Origin of the sequence: Pseudomonas sp. TWR3-1-1, from assembly GCF_049896545.1 — a bacterium.
Lineage (GTDB): Bacteria > Pseudomonadota > Gammaproteobacteria > Pseudomonadales > Pseudomonadaceae > Aquipseudomonas > Aquipseudomonas weihenstephanensis.
In genome coordinates this window covers 165,351-190,762 of record NZ_JAFCUO010000009.1, presented here as the reverse complement: position 1 = coordinate 190,762, position 25,412 = coordinate 165,351, and the positions used below count along the sequence as shown (strand labels likewise).

27 protein-coding genes are annotated in these 25,412 nt (G+C 59.3%); 11 read left to right on the top strand and 16 right to left on the bottom strand.

The features are described from left to right. Positions 1-141 precede the first annotated feature (141 nt). The 7 genes from gcl (at position 142) to ACP7A4_RS18895 (ending at position 8,904) form a co-directional block, all read left to right on the top strand. Positions 142-1,917, top strand: coding sequence for a glyoxylate carboligase (gene gcl / locus ACP7A4_RS18925; RefSeq protein WP_059763002.1), 1,776 nt, complete (start codon positions 142-144; stop codon positions 1,915-1,917). 54 nt (positions 1,918-1,971) lie between these two features. Next, a complete protein-coding gene (gene hyi, locus ACP7A4_RS18920; RefSeq protein WP_048402424.1) occupies positions 1,972-2,754 on the top strand; it encodes a hydroxypyruvate isomerase in 783 nt (260 codons plus the stop codon). A gap of 174 nt (positions 2,755-2,928) precedes the next feature. Continuing rightward, a complete protein-coding gene (locus tag ACP7A4_RS18915) occupies positions 2,929-3,819 on the top strand; it encodes a 2-hydroxy-3-oxopropionate reductase (protein WP_048366287.1) in 891 nt (296 codons plus the stop codon). Between the two features lie 78 nt (positions 3,820-3,897). After that, the gene (locus ACP7A4_RS18910; protein WP_426247938.1) at positions 3,898-4,797 is read left to right on the top strand and encodes an urea transporter; all 900 of its coding nucleotides are present in this window, start codon (positions 3,898-3,900) and stop codon (positions 4,795-4,797) included. Between the two features lie 39 nt (positions 4,798-4,836). Further along, positions 4,837-5,658 carry an ion transporter gene (locus ACP7A4_RS18905; RefSeq protein ID WP_048402421.1) on the top strand — a complete coding sequence of 274 codons (822 nt, stop codon included), beginning with the start codon at positions 4,837-4,839 and terminating at the stop codon, positions 5,656-5,658. Between the two features lie 93 nt (positions 5,659-5,751). After that, the gene (locus tag ACP7A4_RS18900) at positions 5,752-6,753 is read left to right on the top strand and encodes a sulfate ABC transporter substrate-binding protein (protein WP_203302454.1); all 1,002 of its coding nucleotides are present in this window, start codon (positions 5,752-5,754) and stop codon (positions 6,751-6,753) included. Between the two features lie 210 nt (positions 6,754-6,963). Continuing rightward, positions 6,964-8,904 carry a DNA topoisomerase III gene (locus ACP7A4_RS18895; RefSeq protein ID WP_426247937.1) on the top strand — a complete coding sequence of 647 codons (1,941 nt, stop codon included), beginning with the start codon at positions 6,964-6,966 and terminating at the stop codon, positions 8,902-8,904. 99 nt (positions 8,905-9,003) lie between these two features. Here the strand turns inward: ACP7A4_RS18895 and ACP7A4_RS18890 are convergent, their stop codons facing one another. From ACP7A4_RS18890 to ccmA, 11 genes are all read right to left on the bottom strand, one after another. Next, positions 9,004-9,312: a hypothetical protein gene (locus ACP7A4_RS18890; RefSeq protein ID WP_426247936.1), complete on the bottom strand. Its 309-nt coding sequence runs from the start codon at positions 9,310-9,312 to the stop codon at positions 9,004-9,006. 280 nt (positions 9,313-9,592) lie between these two features. After that, positions 9,593-9,994: a hypothetical protein gene (locus ACP7A4_RS18885; protein WP_059763007.1), complete on the bottom strand. Its 402-nt coding sequence runs from the start codon at positions 9,992-9,994 to the stop codon at positions 9,593-9,595. A 71-nt stretch (positions 9,995-10,065) separates the two neighbouring features. Continuing rightward, positions 10,066-11,268: a c-type cytochrome biogenesis protein CcmI gene (gene ccmI, locus ACP7A4_RS18880; protein ID WP_059763008.1), complete on the bottom strand. Its 1,203-nt coding sequence runs from the start codon at positions 11,266-11,268 to the stop codon at positions 10,066-10,068. Further along, positions 11,261-11,734 carry a cytochrome c-type biogenesis protein gene (locus tag ACP7A4_RS18875; protein WP_059763009.1) on the bottom strand — a complete coding sequence of 158 codons (474 nt, stop codon included), beginning with the start codon at positions 11,732-11,734 and terminating at the stop codon, positions 11,261-11,263. The genes ccmI and ACP7A4_RS18875 overlap by 8 nt, the downstream gene beginning before the upstream one ends. Then, positions 11,731-12,267: a DsbE family thiol:disulfide interchange protein gene (locus ACP7A4_RS18870; protein WP_426247935.1), complete on the bottom strand. Its 537-nt coding sequence runs from the start codon at positions 12,265-12,267 to the stop codon at positions 11,731-11,733. The genes ACP7A4_RS18875 and ACP7A4_RS18870 overlap by 4 nt, the downstream gene beginning before the upstream one ends. Continuing rightward, positions 12,264-14,252, bottom strand: coding sequence for a heme lyase CcmF/NrfE family subunit (locus ACP7A4_RS18865; RefSeq protein WP_059763011.1), 1,989 nt, complete (start codon positions 14,250-14,252; stop codon positions 12,264-12,266). The genes ACP7A4_RS18870 and ACP7A4_RS18865 overlap by 4 nt, the downstream gene beginning before the upstream one ends. After that, on the bottom strand, positions 14,252-14,725 hold the full coding sequence (gene ccmE / locus ACP7A4_RS18860; protein ID WP_426247934.1) for a cytochrome c maturation protein CcmE: 474 nt from the start codon (positions 14,723-14,725) through the stop codon (positions 14,252-14,254). Before ccmE ends, ACP7A4_RS18865 begins: the two co-directional genes overlap by 1 nt. Beyond that, a complete protein-coding gene (gene ccmD, locus ACP7A4_RS18855; RefSeq protein WP_048366274.1) occupies positions 14,722-14,898 on the bottom strand; it encodes a heme exporter protein CcmD in 177 nt (58 codons plus the stop codon). Before ccmD ends, ccmE begins: the two co-directional genes overlap by 4 nt. Next, positions 14,895-15,653 (bottom strand): heme ABC transporter permease CcmC, encoded by a 759-nt coding sequence (locus ACP7A4_RS18850; RefSeq protein WP_203307742.1) that lies wholly within the window; start codon positions 15,651-15,653, stop codon positions 14,895-14,897. The genes ccmD and ACP7A4_RS18850 overlap by 4 nt, the downstream gene beginning before the upstream one ends. Positions 15,654-15,738: 85 nt before the next feature. After that, complete coding sequence (gene ccmB / locus ACP7A4_RS18845; protein WP_048366272.1) at positions 15,739-16,407, bottom strand: heme exporter protein CcmB; 669 nt, start codon at positions 16,405-16,407, stop codon at positions 15,739-15,741. Next, the gene (ccmA, locus tag ACP7A4_RS18840) at positions 16,404-17,039 is read right to left on the bottom strand and encodes a cytochrome c biogenesis heme-transporting ATPase CcmA (RefSeq protein ID WP_059763066.1); all 636 of its coding nucleotides are present in this window, start codon (positions 17,037-17,039) and stop codon (positions 16,404-16,406) included. Before ccmA ends, ccmB begins: the two co-directional genes overlap by 4 nt. Before the next feature lie 191 nt (positions 17,040-17,230). Between ccmA and ACP7A4_RS18835 the strand changes: the two genes are divergently transcribed. The 4 genes from ACP7A4_RS18835 (at position 17,231) to idi (ending at position 21,698) form a co-directional block, all read left to right on the top strand. After that, positions 17,231-18,802: a flagellar hook-length control protein FliK gene (locus ACP7A4_RS18835; RefSeq protein ID WP_426247933.1), complete on the top strand. Its 1,572-nt coding sequence runs from the start codon at positions 17,231-17,233 to the stop codon at positions 18,800-18,802. Then, complete coding sequence (locus ACP7A4_RS18830; protein ID WP_048366270.1) at positions 18,799-19,119, top strand: EscU/YscU/HrcU family type III secretion system export apparatus switch protein; 321 nt, start codon at positions 18,799-18,801, stop codon at positions 19,117-19,119. The genes ACP7A4_RS18835 and ACP7A4_RS18830 overlap by 4 nt, the downstream gene beginning before the upstream one ends. Before the next feature lie 682 nt (positions 19,120-19,801). Beyond that, on the top strand, positions 19,802-21,148 hold the full coding sequence (locus ACP7A4_RS18825) for an FAD-dependent oxidoreductase (RefSeq protein ID WP_059763015.1): 1,347 nt from the start codon (positions 19,802-19,804) through the stop codon (positions 21,146-21,148). After that, positions 21,132-21,698, top strand: coding sequence for an isopentenyl-diphosphate Delta-isomerase (gene idi, locus ACP7A4_RS18820; RefSeq protein ID WP_203302445.1), 567 nt, complete (start codon positions 21,132-21,134; stop codon positions 21,696-21,698). The genes ACP7A4_RS18825 and idi overlap by 17 nt, the downstream gene beginning before the upstream one ends. A gap of 87 nt (positions 21,699-21,785) precedes the next feature. On the opposite strand, the gene ACP7A4_RS18815 is transcribed toward idi, so the two are convergent. The 5 genes from ACP7A4_RS18815 to motD form a co-directional block, all read right to left on the bottom strand. Next, entirely contained in the window at positions 21,786-22,178 is a 393-nt protein-coding gene (locus ACP7A4_RS18815; RefSeq protein ID WP_048366268.1) for a DUF2802 domain-containing protein, read from the bottom strand. Then, on the bottom strand, positions 22,179-22,658 hold the full coding sequence (locus tag ACP7A4_RS18810) for a chemotaxis protein CheW (RefSeq protein ID WP_048366267.1): 480 nt from the start codon (positions 22,656-22,658) through the stop codon (positions 22,179-22,181). Between the two features lie 84 nt (positions 22,659-22,742). Then, positions 22,743-23,594 carry a CheW domain-containing protein gene (locus tag ACP7A4_RS18805; RefSeq protein ID WP_059763017.1) on the bottom strand — a complete coding sequence of 284 codons (852 nt, stop codon included), beginning with the start codon at positions 23,592-23,594 and terminating at the stop codon, positions 22,743-22,745. An 84-nt stretch (positions 23,595-23,678) separates the two neighbouring features. Continuing rightward, positions 23,679-24,467, bottom strand: a complete 789-nt coding sequence (locus ACP7A4_RS18800) for a ParA family protein (RefSeq protein WP_048366265.1) — start codon at positions 24,465-24,467, stop codon at positions 23,679-23,681. A gap of 51 nt (positions 24,468-24,518) precedes the next feature. Next, positions 24,519-25,409, bottom strand: coding sequence for a flagellar motor protein MotD (gene motD, locus ACP7A4_RS18795; protein WP_203302444.1), 891 nt, complete (start codon positions 25,407-25,409; stop codon positions 24,519-24,521). Positions 25,410-25,412 lie beyond the last annotated feature (3 nt).

Sequence of the window (25,412 nt, the reverse complement as noted above, 5' to 3'; positions counted from 1 at the left end):
AAGTTGCAATCCCTCTATTTCACGCCTTCAAAGCCAAGCTCCACAGATTAACTAAAACCCATTGACCTGCACCACGGAGGATGAATACACTCGCCACACAGCCACTTGTATACAATTACAAAACGTAAGAGGCACAAAGCAATGAGCAAAATGAGAGCAATCGAAGCTGCCGTTCTGGTGATGCGTCGCGAAGGTGTCGATACCGCATTCGGTATCCCGGGCGCCGCCATCAACCCGCTGTACTCGGCCTTGCAAAAGGTCGGCGGCATCGATCATGTACTTGCTCGCCACGTGGAAGGCGCCTCGCACATGGCCGAGGGCTACACCCGGACCAAGGCCGGCAATATTGGCGTGTGCATCGGCACCTCCGGCCCCGCAGGCACCGACATGGTGACCGGCCTCTATAGCGCGTCCGCCGACTCCATCCCGATTCTGTGCATCACCGGCCAGGCGCCACGAGCGCGCATGCACAAGGAAGACTTCCAGGCCGTCGACATCACCAGCATCGTCAAACCCGTGACCAAATGGGCGACCACCGTGCTGGAGCCGGGCCAAGTGCCTTACGCCTTCCAGAAAGCCTTTTACGAAATGCGCTCCGGACGCCCTGGCCCGGTACTGATCGACCTGCCGTTTGATGTGCAAATGGCTGAAATCGAATTTGACATTGACGCTTACGAGCCGCTGCCATTGGCTAAGCCGTCAGCCACCCGCGTGCAAGTCGAAAAAGCCCTGGCCATGCTCGACAAGGCCGAGCGCCCGTTGCTGGTCAGCGGCGGTGGCGTGATCAATGCCGACGCCAGCGACCTGTTGGTGGAATTTGCCGAACTGACCGGCATCCCGGTTATCCCGACCCTGATGGGCTGGGGCACGATTGCCGACGATCACCCTCTGATGGTGGGCATGGTCGGCCTGCAAACCTCGCACCGCTACGGCAACGCCACCCTGCTCAAATCGGACGTGGTGCTGGGCATCGGCAACCGCTGGGCCAACCGTCACACTGGCTCGGTCGAGGTGTACACCGAAGGACGTCAATTCATTCACGTCGACATCGAGCCGACACAAATCGGCCGTGTGTTCACCCCTGATCTGGGCATCGTTTCGGATGCAGGTTCAGCGCTCAAGGTCTTCCTTGAAGTGGCGCGCGAATGGAAAGCCGCGGGCAAGCTGAAAAACCGCAGCGCTTGGTTGCAAGACTGCCAGCAGCGCAAAGCCACCCTGCACCGCAAAACCCACTTCGATAACGTGCCGGTCAAGCCGCAACGCGTGTACGAAGAGATGAACCAGGTATTCGGCAAAGACACCTGCTACGTCAGCACCATTGGTTTGTCGCAAATTGCCGGTGCGCAATTCCTGCACGTCTATAAACCACGCCACTGGATCAACTGCGGTCAGGCAGGCCCGTTGGGCTGGACCATTCCTGCTGCGCTGGGCGTGGTCAAAGCTGACCCAAATCGCAACGTGGTTGCCTTGTCCGGCGACTATGACTTCCAGTTCATGATCGAAGAGCTGGCCGTTGGCGCACAGTTCAACCTGCCCTACATCCATGTGGTGGTGAACAACTCCTACCTGGGCCTGATCCGTCAGGCGCAGCGCGGTTTTGAAATGGACTACTGCGTACAACTGTCTTTCGACAACCTCAACGCACCGGAACTCAATGGTTATGGCGTTGACCACGTCGCCGTGGCACAAGGTTTGGGCTGTAAAGCGCTGCGCGTCTTCGAGCCGAGCCAGATCCAGCCCGCACTGCGCCAGGCGCAAGAGCTGATCAAAGAGTTCCGCGTACCGGTGGTGGTGGAGATTATTCTCGAACGCGTGACCAATATCTCGATGGGCACCGAAATCAACGCCGTGAATGAGTTTGAAGACCTGGCGCTGGTGGGTAACGATGCACCGACTGCCATTTCGATGCTCGACTAACTAATCGTCCTGCCCCTCTCCCACAGGGAGAGGGCTCAAAAGCTGGAGTTCGCCATGCCGCGTTTTGCCGCCAACCTGTCCATGCTGTTCACCGAACAGGATTTTCTTGTCCGTTTTCAAGCGGCTGCCAACGCTGGTTTCCACGGCGTTGAATACCTGTTTCCGTACGACTACAGCTCTGCCGATATCAAGGCGCAGCTCGATGCCAACAAACTGACCCAAGTGCTGTTCAATTTGCCAGCCGGTGATTGGGCCAAAGGGGAGCGCGGGATCGCCTGCCTGCCGGACCGTGTTGAAGAGTTCCGTGCCGGTGTCGACCTGGCCATCGCTTACGCGCAAGTGTTGGGCAACGACCAGATCAACTGCCTGGCGGGTATTCGCCCACAAGGCGTTGACGAGGCCGTGATCGAAAAAACCTTCGTCACCAACCTCAAATACGCCGCTGACAAACTGCAAGCGGTGGGCATCAAGCTGGTGATGGAAGCTATCAACACCCGCGACATTCCGGGCTTCTACCTGAACAACACGTCTCAGGCGCTGGCGATTCAGGACAAAGTGGGCAGCGCCAACCTGTTCCTGCAATACGACATCTACCACATGCAAGTCATGGAAGGTGATCTGGCGCGCACGATGCAAACGCACCTACCACACATCAACCATATCCAGTTGGCCGACAATCCAGGGCGCCACGAACCGGGCACCGGCGAGATCAACTACCGCTTCTTGTTCGAACACCTGGACCGCATTGGCTATCAGGGCTGGGTCGGCTGCGAGTACAAACCGTTGACCAGCACGGAAGCCGGGCTGGGTTGGCTCAAGACGCACAACGCGGTGTAAAAGCGTCACGCGCACACGCTGTAGCAGCTGCCGCAGGCGGCGTCCGGCGGCAAAGCCGGCGCAACGGTGTAACCGGCGCGCGCTGCAATGACGATTGCTTGGCAATCGGACGCAGCCTTCGCCAGCGAGTACGGGCAGTGCAGCACCCCCTTAATAAAAACAAGAGGATTTGTCATGGCTAAAATCGGATTTATCGGCACCGGGATCATGGGCTCACCCATGGCCAGCAACCTGCAAAAGGCCGGGCACAGCCTGTTCCTGTCCACTCACCACGGTGCCGCCCCTGCCGAACTGGTTGCCGCGGGCGCCGTCGCACTGGCCAACCCGAAAGAAGTCGCCCAGGAAGCCGAATTCATCATCGTGATGGTGCCCGACACCCCCCAGGTCGATGACGTGCTGTTCCGTGAAGACGGGATTGCGGCGGGCCTTAGCCCCAACAAAGTGGTGATCGACATGAGCTCGATCTCGCCAACCGCCACCAAAGCCTTCGCCGAAAAAATCAACGCCAAAGGCGCGCAGTACCTCGACGCACCCGTCTCTGGCGGCGAAGTCGGTGCCAAGGCGGGCACCCTGAGCATCATGGTCGGCGGTGACGAAAAAACCTTCCAGCGTGCCCTGCCCCTGCTGCAAAGCATGGGCAAGAACATCACGCTGGTCGGCGGTAATGGCGACGGTCAAACCGCCAAAGTCGCGAACCAGATCATCGTCGCCCTGAACATTCAGGCGGTGGCTGAAGCCTTGGTGTTTGCTGCCAAGAACGGCGCCGATCCCGCCAAAGTGCGCGAGGCATTAATGGGCGGCTTTGCGTCATCCAAGATCCTTGAAGTGCATGGCGAGCGCATGATCAAAGGCACTTTCGATCCGGGCTTTCGCATCAGCCTGCATCAGAAGGACCTCAACCTGGCACTGGCCGGTGCGCGCGAGCTGGGCATCAATCTGCCCAACACCGCCAACGCCCAGCAAGTGTTCAGCACCTGCGCCGCCATCGGTGGCAGCAACTGGGATCACTCGGCGCTGATCAAGGGCCTGGAGCACATGGCCAACTTCTCGATCCGCGACAAATAATCGCGCTGTGCTTATAGCCGCTGCCCCACCTCGGGCGGCGGCTACACCTCTCACCCGCCTCTGAAGTGTGTCGCCACCATGCACGCCTCCCCCCTCAGCCAGCATTGCCCGGATTGGGCGACTGCTCTGTGCAACGGTTTCAGCCAGATTTTTTTGCAACGTCACCCCTTGTGTGGCGTGTTTTGCTTACTCGCGATTGTGGTCAGCGCTCCCGCCCTGGTGGGCGGCGCCCTGCTCGGCGGTCTGAGCGGCCTGTTAACCGCCCAGCGACGCGGCTACCCGAAAGCGCAGCGTCAGGCCGGGCTTTACAGCTACAACGGCGTATTACTGGGCTTGTTGCTGAGCCATCAACTGCCGTGGTCGCCCATGCTGCCGCTGCTGATCATCGCCAGTGCCGGCCTGAGCACCATGCTGATTCATCAGTGGCTCAAACGTGCCCACCGCGATCAAAGCCTGATGGCCTACACCGCGCCCTTTGTCGCGCTCGGCTGGCTCTTGCTCAGTCTCAATGCCGCACCCGCTGCCAGCCTGAGCGCCACGCCGCCGGTCAATGCACACACGCTGCTGCAAGGGCTGTTCAGCGGCCTGGGCCAAGTCATGTTGTTGCCGTCGCCGATCGCCGGGCTGCTGATCGTGCTGGGGCTGTGGCTCAGTCATTGGCGGGCCGCGCTGTGGGCGTTGGCTGGTTCATTGGCCGGCCTGGGTTTTAGTCTGCTTGAGCACGAAACGCTGGCCGCGCTGAGTGGGTTGGGCGGTTACAACGCCGCACTCGCCGCACTGGCCCTGAGCCAGGGCACACGCCAGCCCTGGCGGCCACTGGCGGGCATTGCACTGGCCCTGCTGCTGACACCCGGCTTCGCCGCACTCGGCCTGCCTGCGCTGACGGCGCCCTTTATTCTCAGTTGTTGGCTGGTGCATGCCAGCATCCGCATCATTAAACCTGCGGGGGCGCGATCCGGGTTGCGCATTGAACGCTAATCCACGAATCTTCTTACCTTTGAGATTCGAGCTACCCACATGGATAACAACGATTGGCGTCAGCGTTTGTACGTCATGGTCTTTCAGGCCGACACACCCGCCGGACGCCGTTTCGATACCACGCTGCTGCTGATCATTCTGTGCAGTCTGGTGGTGGTGATACTCGACAGCATCGACAGCATTCATCGCGACTACGCCAGCGTGCTGGCCTATATCGAATGGGGCTTCACCTTCGTGTTTGCGATTGAATACGGCTTGCGCCTGTATTGCTCGCCCAAGCCCCTGCGCTACGCCTTCAGCTTTTACGGGCTGGTGGATTTGCTGGCCATTGTGCCCGGCATCCTGGCGATCTATTACAGCGACGCTCAGTACCTGCTGATTATTCGTATCATCCGCATGCTACGAATCTTTCGCGTGCTCAAGCTTGCCCCTTACTTGAGTCAGGCCAATTACCTGCTGTCGGCGTTACGAGGCAGCAAGCAAAAAATCATCGTCTTTCTGGTCAGTGTTTCCACGCTCGTCACCGTGTTTGGCACCCTGATGTACGTGGTCGAAGGACCCGAAAACGGCTTCACCAGCATTCCAATCAGTATCTATTGGGCTATCGTCACCCTCACCACTGTGGGCTTCGGTGACATCGTGCCCAAAACCCCGGTCGGGCAAATCATCTCGGCCCTGGTGATGATCACCGGTTACTCGATCATTGCCGTGCCCACCGGTATTTTCACCGCCGAACTGGCCAATGCCATGCGCGGCGAGCAACTCAAGCACAACTGCCCCACCTGCAAGAAAGAACGCCACGAACCCACGGCCTCGTTTTGCTCGCGATGCGGTAACGCGTTATTCACCAAAAATGCATAAGCAAAGCTTTTTTTAATCTTTTAAGCACTAAGCGCCAGCAGCTATAGTTGCTGGCAAATTGCCCCATTTGCCCCCTATAACAAGGAATGAGCCGTGAAAAAACTTTTTAGCGCTTCTGTCCTGGCCGCAAGCCTGGCCTTTATCGGTGTTGCCCACGCCGCGCCCCAGCCGCTGCTGAACGTTTCGTACGACGTCATGCGCGATTTCTACAAGGAATACAACCCGGCTTTCCAGAAACACTGGGAAGCCGAGCACAAAGAAAAACAGAACATTCAAATGTCGTTCGGCGGCTCCAGCAAGCAAGCGCGTTCGGTCATCGACGGTCTGCCCGCTGACGTCATCACCATGAACATGGCCACCGATATCAACGCCCTGGCAGACAACGGCAAGCTGGTGCCTGAAAACTGGGTCACGCTGCTGCCCGACAACAGCGCGCCGTTCACCTCCGCCACGGTTTTCATCGTGCGCAAAGGCAATCCTAAAGCGCTGAAAGACTGGTCAGACCTGGTCAAGGATGGCGTTGAAGTCATCGTGCCCAACCCGAAAACTTCCGGCAATGGTCGTTACACCTTCCTCTCGGCATGGGGCTACGTGCTGAAAAACGGCGGGGACGAAACCAAGGCCCGCGACTTCGTTGGCAAGCTGTTCGCCCACGTACCGGTTCTGGACACCGGCGGCCGTGCGGCCACCACCACGTTCATGACCAACCAGATTGGCGACGTATTGGTGACCTTCGAAAACGAAGCCGAAATGATTGCCCGCGAATTTGGTCGTGACCAGTTCGAAGTGATCTACCCAAGCGTGTCGGCCGAAGCTGAGCCGCCTGTGGCCGTGGTCGATAAAGTGGTCGACAAAAAAGGCACGCGTGCAGTGGCCCAGGCTTATCTCAAATACCTGTGGTCGCCTGAAGGTCAGGAAATCGCCGCCAACAACTACCTGCGCCCACGTGACCCGGCCGTACTGGCTAAATACCAGGACCGCTTCCCGAAAGTTGACTTCCTGTCGGTGGAAAAAACCTTCGGTAACTGGCGTGACGTGCAAAAAACCTACTTCAACGACGGCGGGGTCTTTGATCAGGTCTACCCGGCCAAGTAACCCGACACAGCCCGGGTCGCAAATCTGCACCCGCGTAGCTGCTGCCGAAGGCTGCGTACGGCGGCGAAGCCGTCGTAAACGCCCTCGGCCGCGGCGACGTGACTTAACGCACACCGCAACAAGCTGTACATAAACACAGTAAAAACAGTTGCTCTCGTTTTAATCTCTGCCATGCTGTGCACCTTCTGCGCAGCATGAACGAGTGAAGCGATGCGGCTGTTTTTGTGTGAAAAACCTTCCCAGGCCAAGGATATTGCGGCCGTGCTCGGCGCCAGCCGACGCGGCGATGGCTGTTGGACGGGACCCAACGCCACCGTTACCTGGTGCATTGGCCACTTGCTCGAAACCGCCCCGCCAGACGCCTACGACGAGCGCTACAAGCGCTGGGTGCTGGCCGATCTGCCGATCATTCCGGATAAATGGAAGATGCGGGTCAAACCCAAAACCGCCAGCCAGTTCAAAGCCGTCAAGCGTCTGCTGGGTGAAGCCAGCGAACTGGTGATTGCGACCGACGCCGACCGCGAAGGCGAAATGATCGCCCGCGAACTGGTCGATCACTGCCGGTATCGCGGCCCGATTCAACGCTTGTGGCTGTCCGCGCTGGACGACGCTTCCATTCGTAAAGCGCTGGCTGCACTCAAACCCGGTGCAGAGACCTTCAACCTGTACCACAGCGCACTGGGACGCTCGCGCGCCGACTGGCTGATCGGCATGAACATGAGCCGTCTGTTTACCCTGCTGGGGCGTCAATCCGGTTATCAGGGCGTGCTACCGGTAGGTCGCGTACAAACCCCGACCTTGCGCCTGGTGGTCGACCGCGACCGCAGCATCAGCGACTTCGTGCCCGTGGCGTACTGGGCCATTGAGGTACACCTCAAGCACGACAGCCAAGTGTTCACCGCGCAATGGCGCGCCGACCCGCACACCTGTGACGAACAAGACCGCTGCCTGAATCAGGCTCACGCCCGGCAGGCGGCCACGGCGATGCAAAACGCCAGCCAGGCGCGCGTGGTCAAACTGCGTACAGAGCGCATGCGCGAAGTCGCGCCGCTGCCCTTCGACCTCGGCACGCTGCAAGAAGTGTGTTCAAAAAAGCTGGGGCTGGGCGCCCAAGAAACCCTCGACATCGCCCAGTCGCTGTACGAAACCTACAAAGTCATCACCTACCCGCGCAGCGATTGTGGCTACTTGCCACAAAGCCAGCACGCTGAGGCCGCGTCAATCCTCCACGCGTTGCAGCAGGCCGACCCCAACCTTGGCGCATTAGCCGCTCATCTGGACCCTCAACGCCGCTCACGGGCCTGGAACGACGCCAAAGTCAGCGCTCACCACGGCATCATCCCCACGTCGGCGGCCAAAAACCTTGAACGCCTGGCGGGCAAACCGCGGGCTGTCTATACGTTGATACGCGCACGTTATCTGGCGCAATTCCTGCCCAATCATGAGTACGACCGCACCCAGGCCGACTTCGATTGCGCGGGCCAGGCCTTGCGCGCAGTGGGCAAACAAATCGTCGAGCCCGGCTGGAAACGCGCACTGCCCCAAGCCCTGGCTCCCGCCAAAGGCGACGCCCCGGCGCCGCAGCCGCTGCCCCTGCTGCGCGAAGGTCTGGATTGTGCGATTACCGACGTGCGGCTCAAAGACCTGTGGACCCAACCGCCCAAACCCTTCACCGAGGGCGATTTGATCAAGGCCATGAAAAACGTCGCCAAGCTGGTGCAAGACCCGCTGCTCAAGCAAAAGCTCAAGGACACCACCGGGATCGGCACCGAAGCCACCCGCGCCGGCATCATTCAAGGCTTGCTGGACCGCGGCTACCTGAGCAAAAACGGCAAAGCGCTGGCCGCCACCCCGCCCGCCTTCAGCCTGATCGACGCGGTGCCGCGCGCCATCGCCGATCCGGGCACCACCGCGATCTGGGAGCAAGCACTGGACATGGTGCAAAGCGGTGAAATGAGCCTTGAGACCTTTGTCTCCAAACAGGCGGCGTGGATGAGCAAGCACATCGAGCGGTGCAGCGGCCTGCAAATGACCATCAGCGGCCCCGCCAGCCCGGCAGGCAGCGCACCGGCCTGGAAGAAAAAACGCAAAAGCTCCACGGCCAAAGCCAAGCCTAAACGCACAGTGCGAAGTTCGAATAAAGAGGCGTGATTGCCTAAAGCACAGTGCGGGCGCACTGCGTCAACGTGTAGCAATCACGCGCTCATGGCGTGGCTCACCCCACCTCTACCCTTTAACCCGACAAGGCACTTAATTACCGACTTTAAGTTCACCCTCGATATTTTCAAGTTTTGGCACATTGGAAGGTTCATAGTAGCCAGAAGTGGGGTAAGAATTTTCGCCGATATGACGCGAACATCTAGCGTTGACATAGCACTGTTCTTTTCCTGTTTTTTCGTTTTTCGTAATCTCCGAACTCACGACCCTACAACTTTTCGACGCGCTGCTTTTATACCAAGCATCCATGCACTTATCAGCAGCGGCGATCTGCTGTCCGCCCAGCATTAATAACAGGAACATCATTACGCACATTAAACGACTCATATAAGTCACCGCCATGAGAAGGGAAGTCATTTAAATGTAGAGGGCAAGTTTGCGGGGGTAAACTGTCAGAACTGACAGTTTTTAATACGTCTTTACTCTGACAACACTCGCGATTAATCCAAAACACTACATCATTCAAGCCCCATCAGATGACGGTATTGAATGATCAATCCAAGTATTCCCGACACGCCCTCAATAAAGAACTTGTTTGATAGTGGGAGACAACGGGGGAATGGACAAAACGCGCCAAGCGCTGGCACTGAAGGCATTTGCCTTCAGTGCCAGTGACCGGTTTTTACTTGAACTGCCGGCTCAAGCCCGGCGGCACACCACTGATGTCAGTTTCTTCCCACGGCCCGTTCGGGCTGACGGAGCGGCTCCAGCCGTTGCTCCAGCGGTAATAGGTGCGCTGGCGGTAGAACGTGTCGGGTTGCTCTTCAAGCACATAAACGCCCAAGCGGGCATCCCAATGACTCGGCCCGCCGGGTGGCGGTGCAAAGGTCGCCGAGGTACGTGGCAATGGCTTTGGCGGTTTGGGAATCGGCATGTCCGGCAACGGCTTGCCAGCTGGCTGCGACGACGGTTGCGGCACCGGGGCTGGCGTGGTCGGGGCGGTTTGATCCGAAGGCTGATGAATCGCACAGGCGCTCAGGCCTAAGGCGAAACTGAGCAGGGTGATGCGAGCAAGCGGATGCATGAGGGTTCTCTTGTCGTTAATCGCGTACAGGCGCGCGTTTGCTCGCGCCTGTACGGGACAGTATTGACCGGTTATTTATCCGGGCTGTCGATGGTCAGCTGTTGCAGCGCTGTGGTGCTGCTGGACAGCGGTTTGCTGCGCCCTGCCCATTCGCCAGCAGTCGGCTGGCCAGCACGGGAGATGCGTGCAACCAGTTGGACTTCAGGAAAGTTCGACAGTTTCAATTGCGGCATCATCGCGTCGCTGTCCGCCAGTTCAACCGTGATGGGCAAGTCGGCCACGGTTACGCGCTTGACCGCCAACGGCGCCGGTGGCCCGGTCACGGCACGGGCGAAAATGAACACGCTGTCGGTCGGCAATACACTGGCTTTCACCGCGTCCGCCAGATCGACACTGACCTTGATCGATGCCTGAGCCTTGGCCACAGGCGCAGCCTCAACCTGGACCCCATTGGCCTGCAATTGCTCACGGGCTTTTTCGATGCCGCCTTCGAGCGCTGCGCGGGACGCGTCGCCTTCAGGCAGTTCGTTCATCAGCCGCTGCCAGTAGCCGATAGCTTGCTGATAACGCTTGGCCTCGAACGCTGCGATGCCCAGCAGCCCCAGGCTGGTGACTTCTTTAGGGTCGGCCTTGAGGGCTTCATCGGTCAGCGCTTGCGTGGTGGCGCTCCACTGTTTGTTGTCCGCAAAATACTGCGCCTGCGCCCATTGGCCCAGCAGCTCAGGTTGACGACCAGCCAGCGCAACGGTTTTTTCGAACACCTTGGCGGCGTCTGCCGGTCGGTTTTGCGCCATGTAAGCGCGCCCCAGAAAGTACAAACCTTCAGCCGACTCAGGCTGTGCGGCGGCCGCACGCTCCAGCCGCGCGACCATTTCTTCAAGCGATTGCGGCGGCTGAGAGAATTCGCGGGTCAGCTCTACTTTGTCGCTCGCACCGTAGTGCAAATAAAGCCCCAGGCCCAGCACCGGCACCATGACGGCAGCCAGCAACGGCACGGCTTTACCGAGGCTGGACACCCGCGCCGGGGCGGCGCCTTCGGTGTCGGCCAACAGTTCGCGCGCCGCTTCCGCACGCCCGGTTTCAAGTTGGGCGTCGGTCAATACACCGTCTTCACGCTGAGCCAACAGCTCAGCCACGCGTTCCTGATACAGGGCCACGTTCAGTGCGGTGCGGTCTTCCTCACGCTGGGCGCGACGGGCGCGCAACACCGGGATCAAGATAAAGCTGAGGGCGATCAGTAGCAGCAAACCGGCTGCAAGCCAGAAATCAATCATCTTTGGTTTTATCCAGCAAAGTGTCGAGGCGCTGACGCTCCTCGGCAGAAAGGGTGTCTACCTGTGTGGCGCGTTGGCTGCGACGGCGGCCCACGATCACGCCAATCACTACCAGACCACCGACCAGCAAGCCCAGCGGGCCGAACCACAGAATGGCGGTTTTGCCGGTCAGCGCCGGTTTGTAACGCACGAAATCACCGTAACGGTCGACCATAAAGTCGATGATCTGCTGGTTATCCTTGCCTTCACCCAGCATGCGGAAAATCTCGCGGCGCAGGTCAGTGGCAATCGGCGCGTTGGAGTCGGCAATGTCCTGGTTCTGACATTTTGGGCAGCGCAGCTCTTTGGTCAGATCACGAAAACGGTCACGCTCGGCGTCATTTTTAAACTCGTACGTGTCGATGGCAGCATGGGCCACGCCCGTGAGGGTCAGGCCAAAGGCGATCGCGGTTAACCAGCGCTTCATGGTTGGGCCTCGTCAACCAGCGTCTGGTACTTGCCCGCCAGTTGTTCACGCCACACGGTTTCATCGATCACGCCCACGAACTTGTGACGAATCACGCCCTGGCTGTCGATGATGAACGTTTCAGGGGCACCGTATACGCCCAGGTTCAAGCCCAGCGAGCCGTCAGCATCGTCGATGTCCAACTGATACGGGTTGTGAAAATCCTTGAGCCATTTTTTTGCGTCGCCGTTGTCGTCTTTGTAATTGACGCCGTAGATCACCACGCCCTGCTCGGCCAGTTTGGTCAGCACCGGGTGCTCGACCCGGCACGAAATGCACCAGGTCGCCCACACGTTGACCAAAGCCGGCTTGCCCTTGAGGTCGGCCTCGGTCAGGGTCTTGTCACCCTCCACCGACGGCAGGCTAAAGGCCGGGAATGGTTTGTCGATCATGGCCGACGGCAATTCGGTCGGGTCCAGGTACAAGCCCTTGTAAAGAAACCACGCCATGCCCAAGAACACCGCCAGTGGAATCAGCATCAACCAACGTCTCATGCCGCAGCTCCTGTCATGCCCAGCGCGTCACGCACACGGGTTTTTACTTTGACCCGGTAACGACGGTCCATCGCGGCCAGTAACCCGCCAAAGCCCGTCAGCAACCCACCAAACCAGATCCAGCGCACAAACGGCTTAACGTGTACACGAACGGCCCAGGCACCGTCGCCCAACGGTTCGCCGAGCGCCACATACAAGTCGCGGGTGAAACCGGCATCGATGCCCGCTTCCGTCATCATCGAACTTTGCACCGTGTACAGACGTTTTTCAGGGTGCAGCACGCTGACTTCCTTGCCATTGCGCACCACGCGCACGGTGCCTTTGTCTGACGTAAAGTTCGGCCCCTGGTAGTGCTTGGCCCCCTCAAAGATGAAGTGATAACCGCCCAGCTCCATCGACTCGCCCGGCGCCAGGCGCAGGTCGCGCTCGGCACTGTTCTGACTCGACAACACCACGCCTACCGCGCACACCGCTATGCCCAGGTGGGCAATTTGCATGCCCCAGTAGCTGCGGGTCAGGCTGCGCAGGCCTTTGACCAGACCTTTGTGACGGGTTTTGTCGCCGATATCGCGCACCCCGGCCAGCAGCACCCAGGCGGCCAGCATAAAGGTGGTCAAGACCGCCCAGTTAAAGTCGCCGTAAGCCACGCCAGCAATCGCCGACAATGCGGCACTGCCCAGCAGCACCGGGGTCAGCATGCCCAACAGCCATTTAACCGGGGTGTCTTTCCAGCGCACCAGCACACCCACCGCCATCACCACCATCAGCAACGCCATCAGCGGGATAAACAGCGCGTTGAAGTACGGCGGCCCCACCGACATTTTGGCGCCACTGATGGCGTCCAGAATCAGCGGGTACAACGTGCCCAGCAAAATCATCGAAGCGGCGACCACCAGAATCAGGTTGTTGCCCAGCAGCAAGGTTTCACGCGACCACAGGTTGAATCCGACGTGGCTTTTCACCACCGGGGCGCGCAATGCAAACAGCGTCAGCGAACCGCCCACCACAAACAGCAGGAAAATCAGGATGAACACGCCGCGCTCAGGGTCAGAGGCAAACGCGTGCACTGAGGTCAATACGCCCGAACGCACCAGGAAGGTGCCCAGCAGGCTCAACGAAAACGCTGCAATGGCCAGCAATACGGTCCAGCTTTTGAACACACCGCGTTTTTCTGTCACCGCCAACGAGTGAATCAGCGCCGTGCCCACCAGCCAAGGCATGAAGGATGCGTTTTCAACCGGGTCCCAGAACCACCAGCCGCCCCAGCCAAGCTCGTAATAGGCCCACCACGAGCCCAGCGTGATGCCGATACCGAGGAAGGCCCAGGCCACGATGGTCCACGGACGCGACCAGCGCGCCCACGCGGCATCAAGACGCCCGCCGAGCAAGGCGGCAATGGCAAACGCAAATGCCACCGAGAAACCCACATAACCCATGTACAGCATCGGCGGGTGAACGATCAGGCCGATGTCTTGCAACAGCGGATTAAGGTCGTTGCCATTGGCCGGAATCTGCGGCAATAGCCGCGCAAACGGGTTGGACGTCAAGATCAGGAACAGCAGGAAGCCGACGCTGATCATGCCCATGATCGACAACACCCGCGCCAGCATCACCTGCGGCAATTGGCGCGAGAAGATCGACACGGCGAAGGTCCAGCCGCCCAGAATCATGGCCCACAACAGCAGCGAGCCTTCGTGGGCACCCCACACCGCGCTGAATTTGTAGTACCACGGCAGCGCACTGTTGGAGTTACTGGCCACATAGGCCACCGAGAAGTCATCGGCCATGAACGACCAGGTCAGGCAACCGAACGCAAACAGCAGAAAGGCGAACTGGCCCCAGGCGGCCGGTTGCGCCAGGCTCATCCATAATTTGTCGCCACGCCAGGCCCCGAGCAACGGCACGATGGCCTGCACAATGGCAATGCACAGCGCCAGAATCATGGCCAACTGGCCCAATTCCGGGATAAACAATCCAAACGTCATCACTTAACCTCTTTGGCCGGTGCAGAATTACCCGGTGCAGGCGCGGATTGGCCGCTCTCTTTCAACGCCTTGGTGACTTCAGGCGGCATGTATTTTTCGTCGTGCTTGGCCAGCACTTCGTCCGCCACTACCACGCCCTGGGCGTTGAGTTTGCCCAGCGCAACGATCCCCTGCCCTTCGCGGAACAGGTCCGGCAGAATGCCGCGGTATTGAATGGTCACCGCTTTATTGAAGTCGGTGACCACAAACTCGACGTCCAGCGAGTCGCCGCTGCGCTTGAGCGAGCCGTCTTGCACCATGCCACCGGCACGAATGCGCGTGTCGACCGGCGCTTCGCCGTTGGCGATCTGGGTCGGGGTGTAAAACAGGTTGATGTTCTGCTGCAAGGCGCTCAAGGCCAATGCCACGGCAGCCCCGGCACCGACCAGAATCGCCAGGATGATGATCAAACGTTTTTTACGCAGCGGATTCACTTCGTGTTCTCCCGGCGCAAACGACGCGCCTCTTGTTGCAGATAACGCCGACGCGCCAGGACCGGCAGCGCCACGTTCAACGCCAGGACCGCCAGGCAAATGCCATAAGAGGTCCAGACATACACCGCGTGATGGCCCATGGCGATAAAGTCGCCAAAAGAAGCAAAACTCATCGCGCACCCTCCAGTGCTTTGAGCACCTCAGCTTTGACCCAACTGCTGCGGGCCTCGCGTTTTAGCACCTCAAGCCGCATGCGCAGCAGCAGCACGGCGCCAAAAAAGCAATAAAACCCCGCCACCGTGAGCAGCAGCGGCAGCCACATTTCCATTGGCATGGCCGGTTTTTCAGTCAGGGTGAACGTTGCCCCCTGGTGCAGGGTGTTCCACCACTCCACCGAGTATTTGATGATCGGGATATTGATCACGCCGACAATCGCCAGCACGGCGCAAGCCTTGGCCGCGCTGTCACGGTTGGTAATGGCATTGCCCAACGCGATCAGGCCGAAATACAGAAACAGCAGAATCAGCATCGAGGTCAGGCGCGCATCCCACACCCACCACGACCCCCAGGTCGGTTTGCCCCAGACGGCGCCAGTGACCAGCGCCACGGCGGTCATCCACGCGCCAATCGGTGCGGCGGCTTGCAGTGCCACGTCGGCGATTTTCATCTTCCACACCAGCCCTACGACGCCGCAGACCGCCAGCATCACGTAGCAGGACTGCGCCAGCATCGCGGCAGGCACATGGATATAAATGATCCGAAAACTGTTGCCCTGCTGGTAGTCCGGTGGCGCAAACGCCAGGCCCCAGACCACCCCGCTGACAATCAGCAATACGGCGGCAATGCTCAACCACGGCAGCAGGCGGCCACTGATGGCATAGAACCATTTGGGCGAGCCGAGTTTGTGAAACCAAGTCCAGTTCATCACGCTGTTTCCATCACGGTGCCGGTCACGACAGGGTGAGTGTCATGCCAACCAGGGTCTTTACTGGCCAATGAATGGCCAGACCTCATTATTCGCCGACGCTGATTTTCAGGCCGGCGGCTATAGCAAACGGTGTAAGGGTTACTGCCAGGGCGGTCAGGCTACCCAGCCAGAGCAAATAACCGGTCGCGGGCATCCCCATAAGCGCCGCCTGCAAGGCACCACTGCCCAGGATCAGCACCGGGATGTAGAGGGGCAGAATCAACAAGGCGAGCAACAGGCCGCCGCGCTTGAGACCCACCGTCAATGCAGCACCCACGGCACCGAGCAAGCTCAGTACCGGCGTGCCAAGCAGCAACGACATCAGCAACACCGGCAGACACGCCACCGGTAGCCCCAGCATTAATGCCAGCAACGGTGACAGAATCACCAGCGCCAGCCCGGAAAACGCCCAGTGTGCCAGCACTTTGGCCAACACCAGTAGAGCAAGGGGGTGCGACGAAAGGACCCACTGCTCCAGCGATCCGTCCTCGAAATCACTGCGGAAAAGCCCGTCCAGCGAGAGCAAAACCGATAAAAGGGCGGCCACCCACAGCAGCCCCGGAGACAAGGTTTGCAACAATTGAGTTTCAGGACCGACTGCCAGCGGGAACATTGCAATCACGATCGCGAAGAACACCAGCGGGTTGGCCAACTCGGCCGGACGACGAAACAATAAACGCGCCTCACGCGCCAGCAACACGGCAAACACACTCATACAGCCCAACGCCCCAAATCAATATCGCGATAACCGCCAGGCACGCGGGTCAAGGTGTGATGCGTGGTGAGCACCACCATGCCGCCCTGTTCGCAATGACGGGCCAGGTGCTCTTCCAGCTGCGCTACGCCTTGTTTATCGAGCGCGGTAAAGGGCTCGTCAAGAATCCACAGCGCCGGGCTGTCCAGATACAGGCGAGCCAGGGCCACACGTCGCTGCTGCCCCGCCGACAAGGTGTGACACGGCACGTCTTCAAAACCTTTGAGGCCCACGGCTGCCAGCGCGGCCCAAATGGCCTCGCGCGACGCCGGACGATGCAGCGCACACAACCAACTGAGGTTTTCTTCGGCGCTGAGCAGGTCTTTGATGCCCGCCGCATGCCCAATCCACAGCAGCGTGTTGGCCAGCTCAGTGCGCTGTTGGCTTAAAGGCTCGCCGTTTAGGCGTATTTCACCCGCCGTCGGCTGCATCAGGCCCGCCAACAAACGCAGCAGGCTGGTTTTGCCGCTGCCGTTGGGGCCGCTGATTTGCAGCATGTCACCGCTGGCCAGACGCAATTCGAGGTTTTCGAACAACATCCGCCAGTCACGCTCACAGGCGAGCGCTACGGCTTCTAGAAGAGGGCTGGTCACGTAATTGAGGCCTTCACGGTTCAAGTCGGCGCGGGCGTGGCCGTTAAAGTGATGCAGGATAAATGCATTTGCGGCCTGATTCAGCGAGCTGGATCAAACATTCGTAATGTTTTGCTGCCCTCTGAACGACGGGGCGGCATTATACATGCCATGTCCTACTCTAAAGAGGGCAATTTCGACAGGTTGTAACGATGAAAGGCGACATGAATATTCCCCCGCTCCTGCCAACGGCACCAAACGGTGCACGCTCCGGCGTGGTCGGGGGTGAGCTGCTCAAGTTATTACAACCCCTCGACGGCTTGATCAGCCCCGGCCAAAGTGCCAAGGCTGAAGTGTTATCGCTCAAGCAAGATGACCAGGCGTTTCAATTGCTGCTCAAGCTGACCCTGGCCGGCGGGCGCCAAACCAACGTGCAAGCCAACAGCAATTTCCCGCTGCCACTGGGTACGCAACTGGCCGTGACCCAGCCCAGCGCTGGCAACCTGGCCATCAGCGTGCAGCAGGCGTTGAGCAGCAGTGTCGCCACCCTCACCCGCCTCGACACTCAGCAGTTGCCCTTGGGCACGTTGTTGCAAGGCAAGGTGCTAACGACCCAGGTGTTGCCACAACCTGCGGGGCAACCGGCGGTGTATCGCTCGCTGGTCACCCTGCTCAATACCGCTCTGAGTGGCAGCACCCTGGCGCTCGACAGCCCACAACCCTTGCGCCTGGGCAGCCTGCTGACGGCACAAGTGCAAGGTGCGCAAAGCCTCAACTTCGTGCCCCTGAGCGGGCGCCAGGATCAACTGGCTATCGCGCAACAATTGGTCACACAACAAAGCCGCCAAGGCTCGCTGGAAGGGCTGTTGAACGCCCTGCAAAACCTGCCGTCTAGCACCCGCATGCCTGCCGAGTTACGCGCATCAATCGATTCGCTATTGGCCGGTTTGCCTACCCCCGCCCAACTGGGCACCCCCAAAGGGTTGAGCGACGCCCTGCTCAATAGCGGCGCGTTTCTGGAGGCCAAACTGCTGGGCGGTCAACCGCAAGCGTTGGCGCCAGACATGAAGGCCACTTTATTGCGATTGATCGCGCACATTTTGCCCGGCGTACCCGCCAATACCAGCCTCAACCCTGGCGCGGCTGCCAGTGCTCAGGCGCAAGCCATGCCGACGTTCGTGCGCAACGCGCTGGGCATGCTGGGGCAAGTCAGCGCCAAACCACAGCCGACTGGCTTCCCGCTGCCCACGCGCACCCCGCACAACGGCGAAGGTGAAGACAGCCTGCAAAGCCTGCTCAAGCTCGCCGCCGCCGCTATCTCGCGCTTACAGAGCCATCAACTGTCCAGCCTTGAGCAAAGCGGGCGCACCCCCGACGGCGGGCTGTTGACCACCTGGCAGCTGGAAATCCCGATGCGCAACGCCCACGACATCGTCCCGCTGCAAGTGAAGTTCCAACGCGAAGACCCGCCCGAAAAAGACCCCGAAGACAAGCGCGAAAGCCGCGAACTCAAAGACCCACTTTGGCGCGTGGAACTGGCCTTCGACCTCACGCCTCTGGGGCCGCTGCATGTGCAGGCGCAATTGCTGCGCGGCAACCTGTCGGGCCAGCTCTGGGCCCGACACGCCTACACCGCCGAACTGATCGCAAGCCAACTGGTTCACCTGCGCCAGCGTCTGAAAGACGCCGGGCTGAGTGTGACCGATCTCGATTGCCACCAGGGCACACCGCCGCAAGGTGGCCATAGCCCACTGGAACAACGCTGGGTCGACGAAACCGCATGAAAACGCCCACTCCCCCGCCGCGCCAGGCGATTGCCCTCAAATATGACGGCCAACAGGCTCCCACCCTCACGGCCAAAGGCGACGATGAATTGGCCGAAGCCATTCTCAAACTCGCCCGCGAGTACGACGTGCCGATCTATGAAAACGCCGAGTTGGTGAAACTGTTAGCGCGCATGGAACTGGGTGACAGCATCCCCCAGGAGCTTTACCGAACGCTGGCCGAGATCATTGCTTTTGCCTGGCAGTTGAAGGGCAAGTTCCCGGCGGGATTTGATCCGGATGCGCAGCCGGTAGAACGGGATGTAACGCCGCGATAATTAACGTCACAGGGTCAGCACGAGCCTTCGGCTTCGGGGGGGCAATCGTGTGCGTCAGTTTAATGACTTCAGACCATACATATTGTTCAGCCTCCAGCGTCAGTAGATAACTGAGTTCGAAGGTGGGCGTGATTTGAAATCAGCGGGGCAAGAATGACAAATGGATCACACTGCCTGGCGCCTCATCTGTAATCGTTATGGCCAAGCCTGGCTCGCCCACCATCCGTTCACGATCCCTGCACAACCGGTAGATATAGCCAGGGCTTACATCCGCGCCGAGCACGATCTCAACGTCAATGGCTTGCGTCACCGGGAACTATCGGTGCAAGGGGAACCGCCATTAGTCCAACCCTCATTGAACTCCCGTCATGAGTGATGCGCGCGGTTCTAATAAACCGGCGCATTCAACATTCAAAAGAACACGCTATACAGTGCCCTCTTTTCAGGGCATTGACTCAAATGACGCGTCATGTCGAACGCTGACTATCACTCATTCACTGGCCCCTGAACGACCCTGTTAAAAGCCGCCTCGCGCTGATTATTATCCCGCTGCGCACTTTGCACTACTGTCACTTCTGACAGTGGCGTGCCCGGGTGGCGCCCGTTACAGTCGGGCCATTGTTTGCACAGGCAGTGCTTGAACATGGGGCTCACCTTGCCCCCATTAAGGGAACAAAGCCCAGTGAAAAAAGCCGTGGTGATTGGCGGCAGCCTGTCAGGTTGCCTCGTGGCACAAGTGCTGTCAGAACACTTCAGTGAGGTGGTGATCCTGGAAAAGGATCAATTTGACGCCACGACGGCGCCCCGAAAAGGCGTCCCTCAAGAGCACCATCTGCATCTGGTGCTTAAACAGGGCATGGACATCATTGAAAGTATCTTCCCCGGCATTTCACATGCCCTGAATGCTGAGGGCGGCGTGCCGCTCAATCTGGGCCGCGATCTACGCTGGTTTCAGGGCGGCGAATGGAAAGTCCCCTACCTCAGCGGGCTTACATCCACGGTGTTCAGTCGCTCACTGCTGGACAAAACCTTGCGCCAACGCATCCTCAGTAACCCGCGCGTTACCGTCAGCCGCCATACCAGGGTGAGCGGCTTGATCTGCAATGGCACCCGCGTTGAAGGGGTCACGCTCAGTCGAGATGGGGTTGAGGAAGCACTGCGCTGCGAATTAGTGGTGGACTGCAGCGGCTTTGGCACTAAAACACCGCAGTGGCTAAAGGCCCATGGCTTGGGTGACGTGCAAATCAGCACCCTGAAAAAGCACACCCACTATTCATCGCAGCTTTACCGTTGCACAGGCGTCGTCGACACAAAAGCGGTCATGATCTGGGACCAGGGCAGTAACAAGCACGATGTAGGGCTGCTGTTTCCGATTGAAAAGGACATATGGCTCGTTTCGGCAGCCGGCTGCTTTGAGTCCAACCCCACACATGACGTGACCACCTACAAGGCCTTTATCGGCGCACTCGCGCAGCCCGATATCAGTGACTTCATCGCTCGAGCCGTTCCGGTGTCTGAACTCTCAAACTTTAGATTTGGGGGCAGCACTTGGCGCCACTATGAAAAAATGAGCCACTTCCCGGACGGGTTATTGGTGGTGGGGGCCGCCTTTTGCAACCTCAATCCATACTTTGCCCAAGGCCTGACGATGTGCGCCAGTCACGTCAAGGTTTTACGTGAGCACCTCACTCAAGGGCTGCCCGCACGGGCACTGCAAAAAAAACTGGCACGCGTCTCGCGCACGCCTTGGGACATGGCTGAAGTTGAAGACCTGCGTCACTCGCGCGTCGAAGGCCAGCGCACTCTTTTCAAGCGATTCTTGATGGCCTATGTCGGCATGTTCTACACACTCTCTAACCACAACACGTTCGCCAGGGAACTTCAGCTCAAGGTCATGCATCAAGTCGCATCGCCCTATGCACTCTTTCACCCGTCTATAGTCATGCGCATAGCGGGCATGGCCTGCTTGTCTGCTTGGCGGGCCAAATCATCAGTGCGAAAGGCGTCCTCCCATGACACTCCCCCCTGAAGAATCACTGATTCTAGTGAATGAACAAAATCGCAAGGTGGGCACCGGCTTTAAATTGGACGTGCACCAACGCGGCCTGTTACACCGGGCCTTCTCCATTTTTGTGTTCAATCAGTCAGGCCAATTGCTGCTGCAACAAAGGGCTGAGGGCAAATACCATTCCGGCGGTCTGTGGACGAATACCTGTTGTGGTCATCCACGGCCGGGGGAACTGACGGTCAACGCAGCGCGACGTCGGCTCCAGGAGGAGATGGGTTTCGAATGTCCACTCCTCAAAGTGGGCACATTGACCTATCACGCACGGGTGTCCAACGAGTTGATCGAGCATGAATTCGATTACGTCTATGTAGGGCGATATGAGGCTGAGCCGCGACCTGACCCCAACGAGGCGTGCGCCTGGAAATGGATAGACCTAGAAACCCTGAACGCTCAACTGGCCAGTCAACCCGAGCTATTTACGGTCTGGTTTAAACAGATCATTCAACAACCGGGCGCGCAACTGCACGCCTTGAAAGAGCGCGCAGCCCGCGCACCCACTGCCGCCGGCTAAAACCGCACGCAACAAAAAGGGCCACTGCAACACAGGTTGCAGTGGCCCTTTTCACGTGATCCGTTTACGCAGTTACAGGCTAAAAACTCAGCCTTTGTGCATCTTGCTCATCAACTCGGCCTCAGCCTGGGTCAGGCCACAGGACTCGGTCAATTCGTCGATGCTGGCACCCATGCCAACCAGGCGCGCTGCCTGGGAGAACGACAGGCTGGTCGGGTCGCGCTGTTCCAGTTGCGTGAGTTTTTCAGGCAGCGGCGCCACCACCGCGCGCAACTCGTGCAGGTCTTCACCCATTTGCACGCTGCCGTTCTGGTAGGTGTCCAACCGTCGACCCAGCTCTTTGATGCGCTGATCGCGCAGCGCATCGCCCGCTGCCTGCTGCGCCGCAATCAAGCGCTGGCTGCGTACGTAGGACACGAACATCCAAACCGTCAGCACCCAGAGCAGGCCCAGGACTATTACCGCCACCTCAAGCATCAATCAGATGTTCTCCAGATCCGACCATTCTTCTTCGCTCATCATTTTGTCCAGCTCAACCAGAATCAGCAGCTCGCCGTTCTTGTTGCACACGCCCTGGATAAACTTGGCGGATTCTTCGTTGCCCACATTCGGCGCGGTTTCGATCTCGGACTGACGCAGATAAACCACTTCCGCCACGCTGTCGACCAAAATGCCAACCACCTGTTTGTCGGCTTCGATAATCACGATGCGACTGTTGTCTGTGATTTCAGCGTTCATCAAGCCAAAGCGCTGACGGGTATCGATCACCGTTACCACGTTGCCACGCAGGTTGATGATGCCCAGCACGTAGGAAGGCGCACCCGGAACCGGGGCGATTTCGGTGTAGCGCAGCACTTCCTGTACCTGCATCACGTTAATGCCGTAAGACTCGTTGTCCAGCTTGAAGGTGACCCATTGCAGGATCGGATCTTCGGAACCCTTTGCACTTGACTGATTCATACCCCAAACCCCTGACTAAATACCGCTAAAACGGTGTGTGTGCTGTCTGACCGCGCCATTGGCCCGGCCGTTTGTTTTGTCTGTTTACGCCTGCGGCGCGGGTACAGCTTTGGCCATATGCTTGACCGCACCGCTGGCGATCAACTCGGCCAGCTCCGCTACGTCCAGCAGCGCGCACATGTGTTCAATCACCGTGCCCGCCAACCAGGGACGCTGCCCACGCTGGGTGCGCCATTTGATTTCGTTGGGGTCCAGACGCAGCGAACGGCTGACTTGATGCACTGCCAGGCCCCATTCATAGCCCTGAACCGAAATAACGTATTGCAGCCCTTCGCGAAAGTCATCGCGGTAACGGTCGGGCATGACCCAGCGTGCGGTGTCGAGCACCTTGAGGTTGCCACTCTGGCTCGGCAAGATCCCCAGGAACCATTCCGGTTGACCGAATAGCGGCGTCAGCTCACGCCCGGCCAGCGAATAAATCGACCCCAGGCACACCAGCGGCACGGCCAGCGTCAGGCCCGCCACATCGAACAACAAGCATTCGAACGGTTCGGCTGCCCACGCCGGGCGACCATCACTGAGGGCAGGCAAACGCCCACCGGGCGCCGTCGGCAAATGCACATCGACCAATGGCCGGGCCAATGCTTGCTCGACCTGCACCCCCTCAGGCAACTCAACCGCCAGCGCTGCCGGGGCACGAATGGGCACCACCACTGCGGGTGCGGGTGCAGGCACCGCCGCGTCGCGCACCTGCTCTTCCAGCACCGCCGCCGCAAAATCGTCCAGCGCGACGGTTTCAACCTCTGGCATGAGCAACGGCATGACCGGTTCAGGCTCAGCCGCCAATAGCTCCTCGGTAGCCTCTTGCAACAGGCCGTCGAGGTAGGACTGCAACGCCAATTGCGGGCGCGTCGGTATCAATACAGGTTGCTTCATAGAGTGGCCCACGCCCAGCCTTCACACCCGAGACCTGTAGAGGTTATCGGCCGCACAACTTTGATACTTGAATGCACACCCACCTCACGCCACCTGCGGTGCAAGTTGGCGGCTCAGCAAATGCTTGAGCAAGGCGCGATACGCCACCACACCCCGGCTTTTAGGGTCGAACTGCGACGGCGCAAGACCGGCGCGGCTGGCGTCACGCAAACGTGTATCGACCGGGATATAACCCTGCCAAATCGTTTCGGGATACAGGTCACGCAACACCCGCAAGGTGCTCATGGACGCTTGGGTACGCCGGTCAAACAAGGTCGGCACGATGCTGTACGGCAACTCTTGTTTGCGCGAGCGGTTGATCATCGCCAGGGTGTTGACCATGCGCTCCAGCCCCTTGACCGCCAAGTGCTCGGTTTGCACCGGGATCACCAACTGCTGGCTCGCCGCCAAGGCGTTAACCATCAACACGCCCAGCAACGGCGGGCTGTCGATGATCGCGTAATCGTAGTCTTGCCACAGTTGCGCCAGCGCACGGGCAATCACCAGCCCCAGGCCACTCTGCCCCGGCGACTGGCGCTCAAGGGTGGCCAACGCCGTGCTCGAAGGCAGCAACGAGATACGCTCGTTACTGGTGGCCAGCAACAATTGGGCGGGCATGCCTTCTGGCACCTGGCCCTTGTGCAAGAACAAGTCGTAGTTGCTGTGCTCAAGCGTATCGGGGTCGTAACCAAAGTAACTGGTCATGGAGCCGTGGGGGTCCAGATCGACCACAACCACGCGCTTGCCCGCCTCGGCCAGCAAACCGGCCAGAGCGATGGAGGTGGTGGTCTTACCGACACCACCTTTTTGATTGGCTACTGCCCAGACTCTCATTAGCGTGTTCCTCCCGGCGGCATGACCGCTTGGCCGAGAATTGACATTCAGTTATAGGGCCGGCGACGGAGAATTGACGGCATTCGCCCGAACCGGCGGCTTTGTCACCGGCGGTGCAGTTTGTGTGCCAGCACGCTTCAACGCCGCATCCGGGGTGGCATGCGCAGAGCCGGTGCCGGTCAGACTGCGGCGCACATCGAGGTTGCGCGACACCACCAACACCACGCGCCGGTTCAGCGCCCGGCCTTCTGGCGTGGCGTTATTGGCCACCGGCTGAAACTCGCCGTAGCCGACCGATGCCATGCGCGCCGGGTTGACCCCTTGCATGGCCAGCATGCGCACGATGCTCGACGAGCGCGCCGAGGACAGCTCCCAGTTAGTGGGGTACTGCGCCGTGCGAATCGGCAAATCATCGGTGAAACCTTCAACGTGAATCGGGTTGTCGAACGGCTTAAGGATCGTCGCCACTTTGTCGATGATGTTGAAGGCCACGTCACTGGGCATCGCGTCACCACTGCCAAACAACAAGCTGGAATTGAGTTCGATCTCAACCCACAACTCATTGCCACGCACCGTCAACTGATTGGACGCAATCAAATCGCCAAACGCGTTGGTGATGTCATCGGCGATGGTTTTCAGCGGGTCGCTGGTGATTTGACCAATGCCTGCGTCGGTCTGGTCGCTGTCTTTGACCAGCGGCTCGGCAGGCTTGGTGGTCAACGGCCGCTCATCACCGACCGGAATCGGTTTCATGGTGCGTTCGGCATCGTTGAACACCCCCACCAGCGCCTGGGAGATGATCTTGTATTTGCCTTCGTTGATCGAAGAGATCGAGTACATGACCACGAAAAACGCGAACAGCAAGGTGATGAAGTCCGCGTAGGACACCAGCCAGCGTTCGTGATTGACGTGTTCTTCAGGCTGCCGACGGCGACGGGACATAGC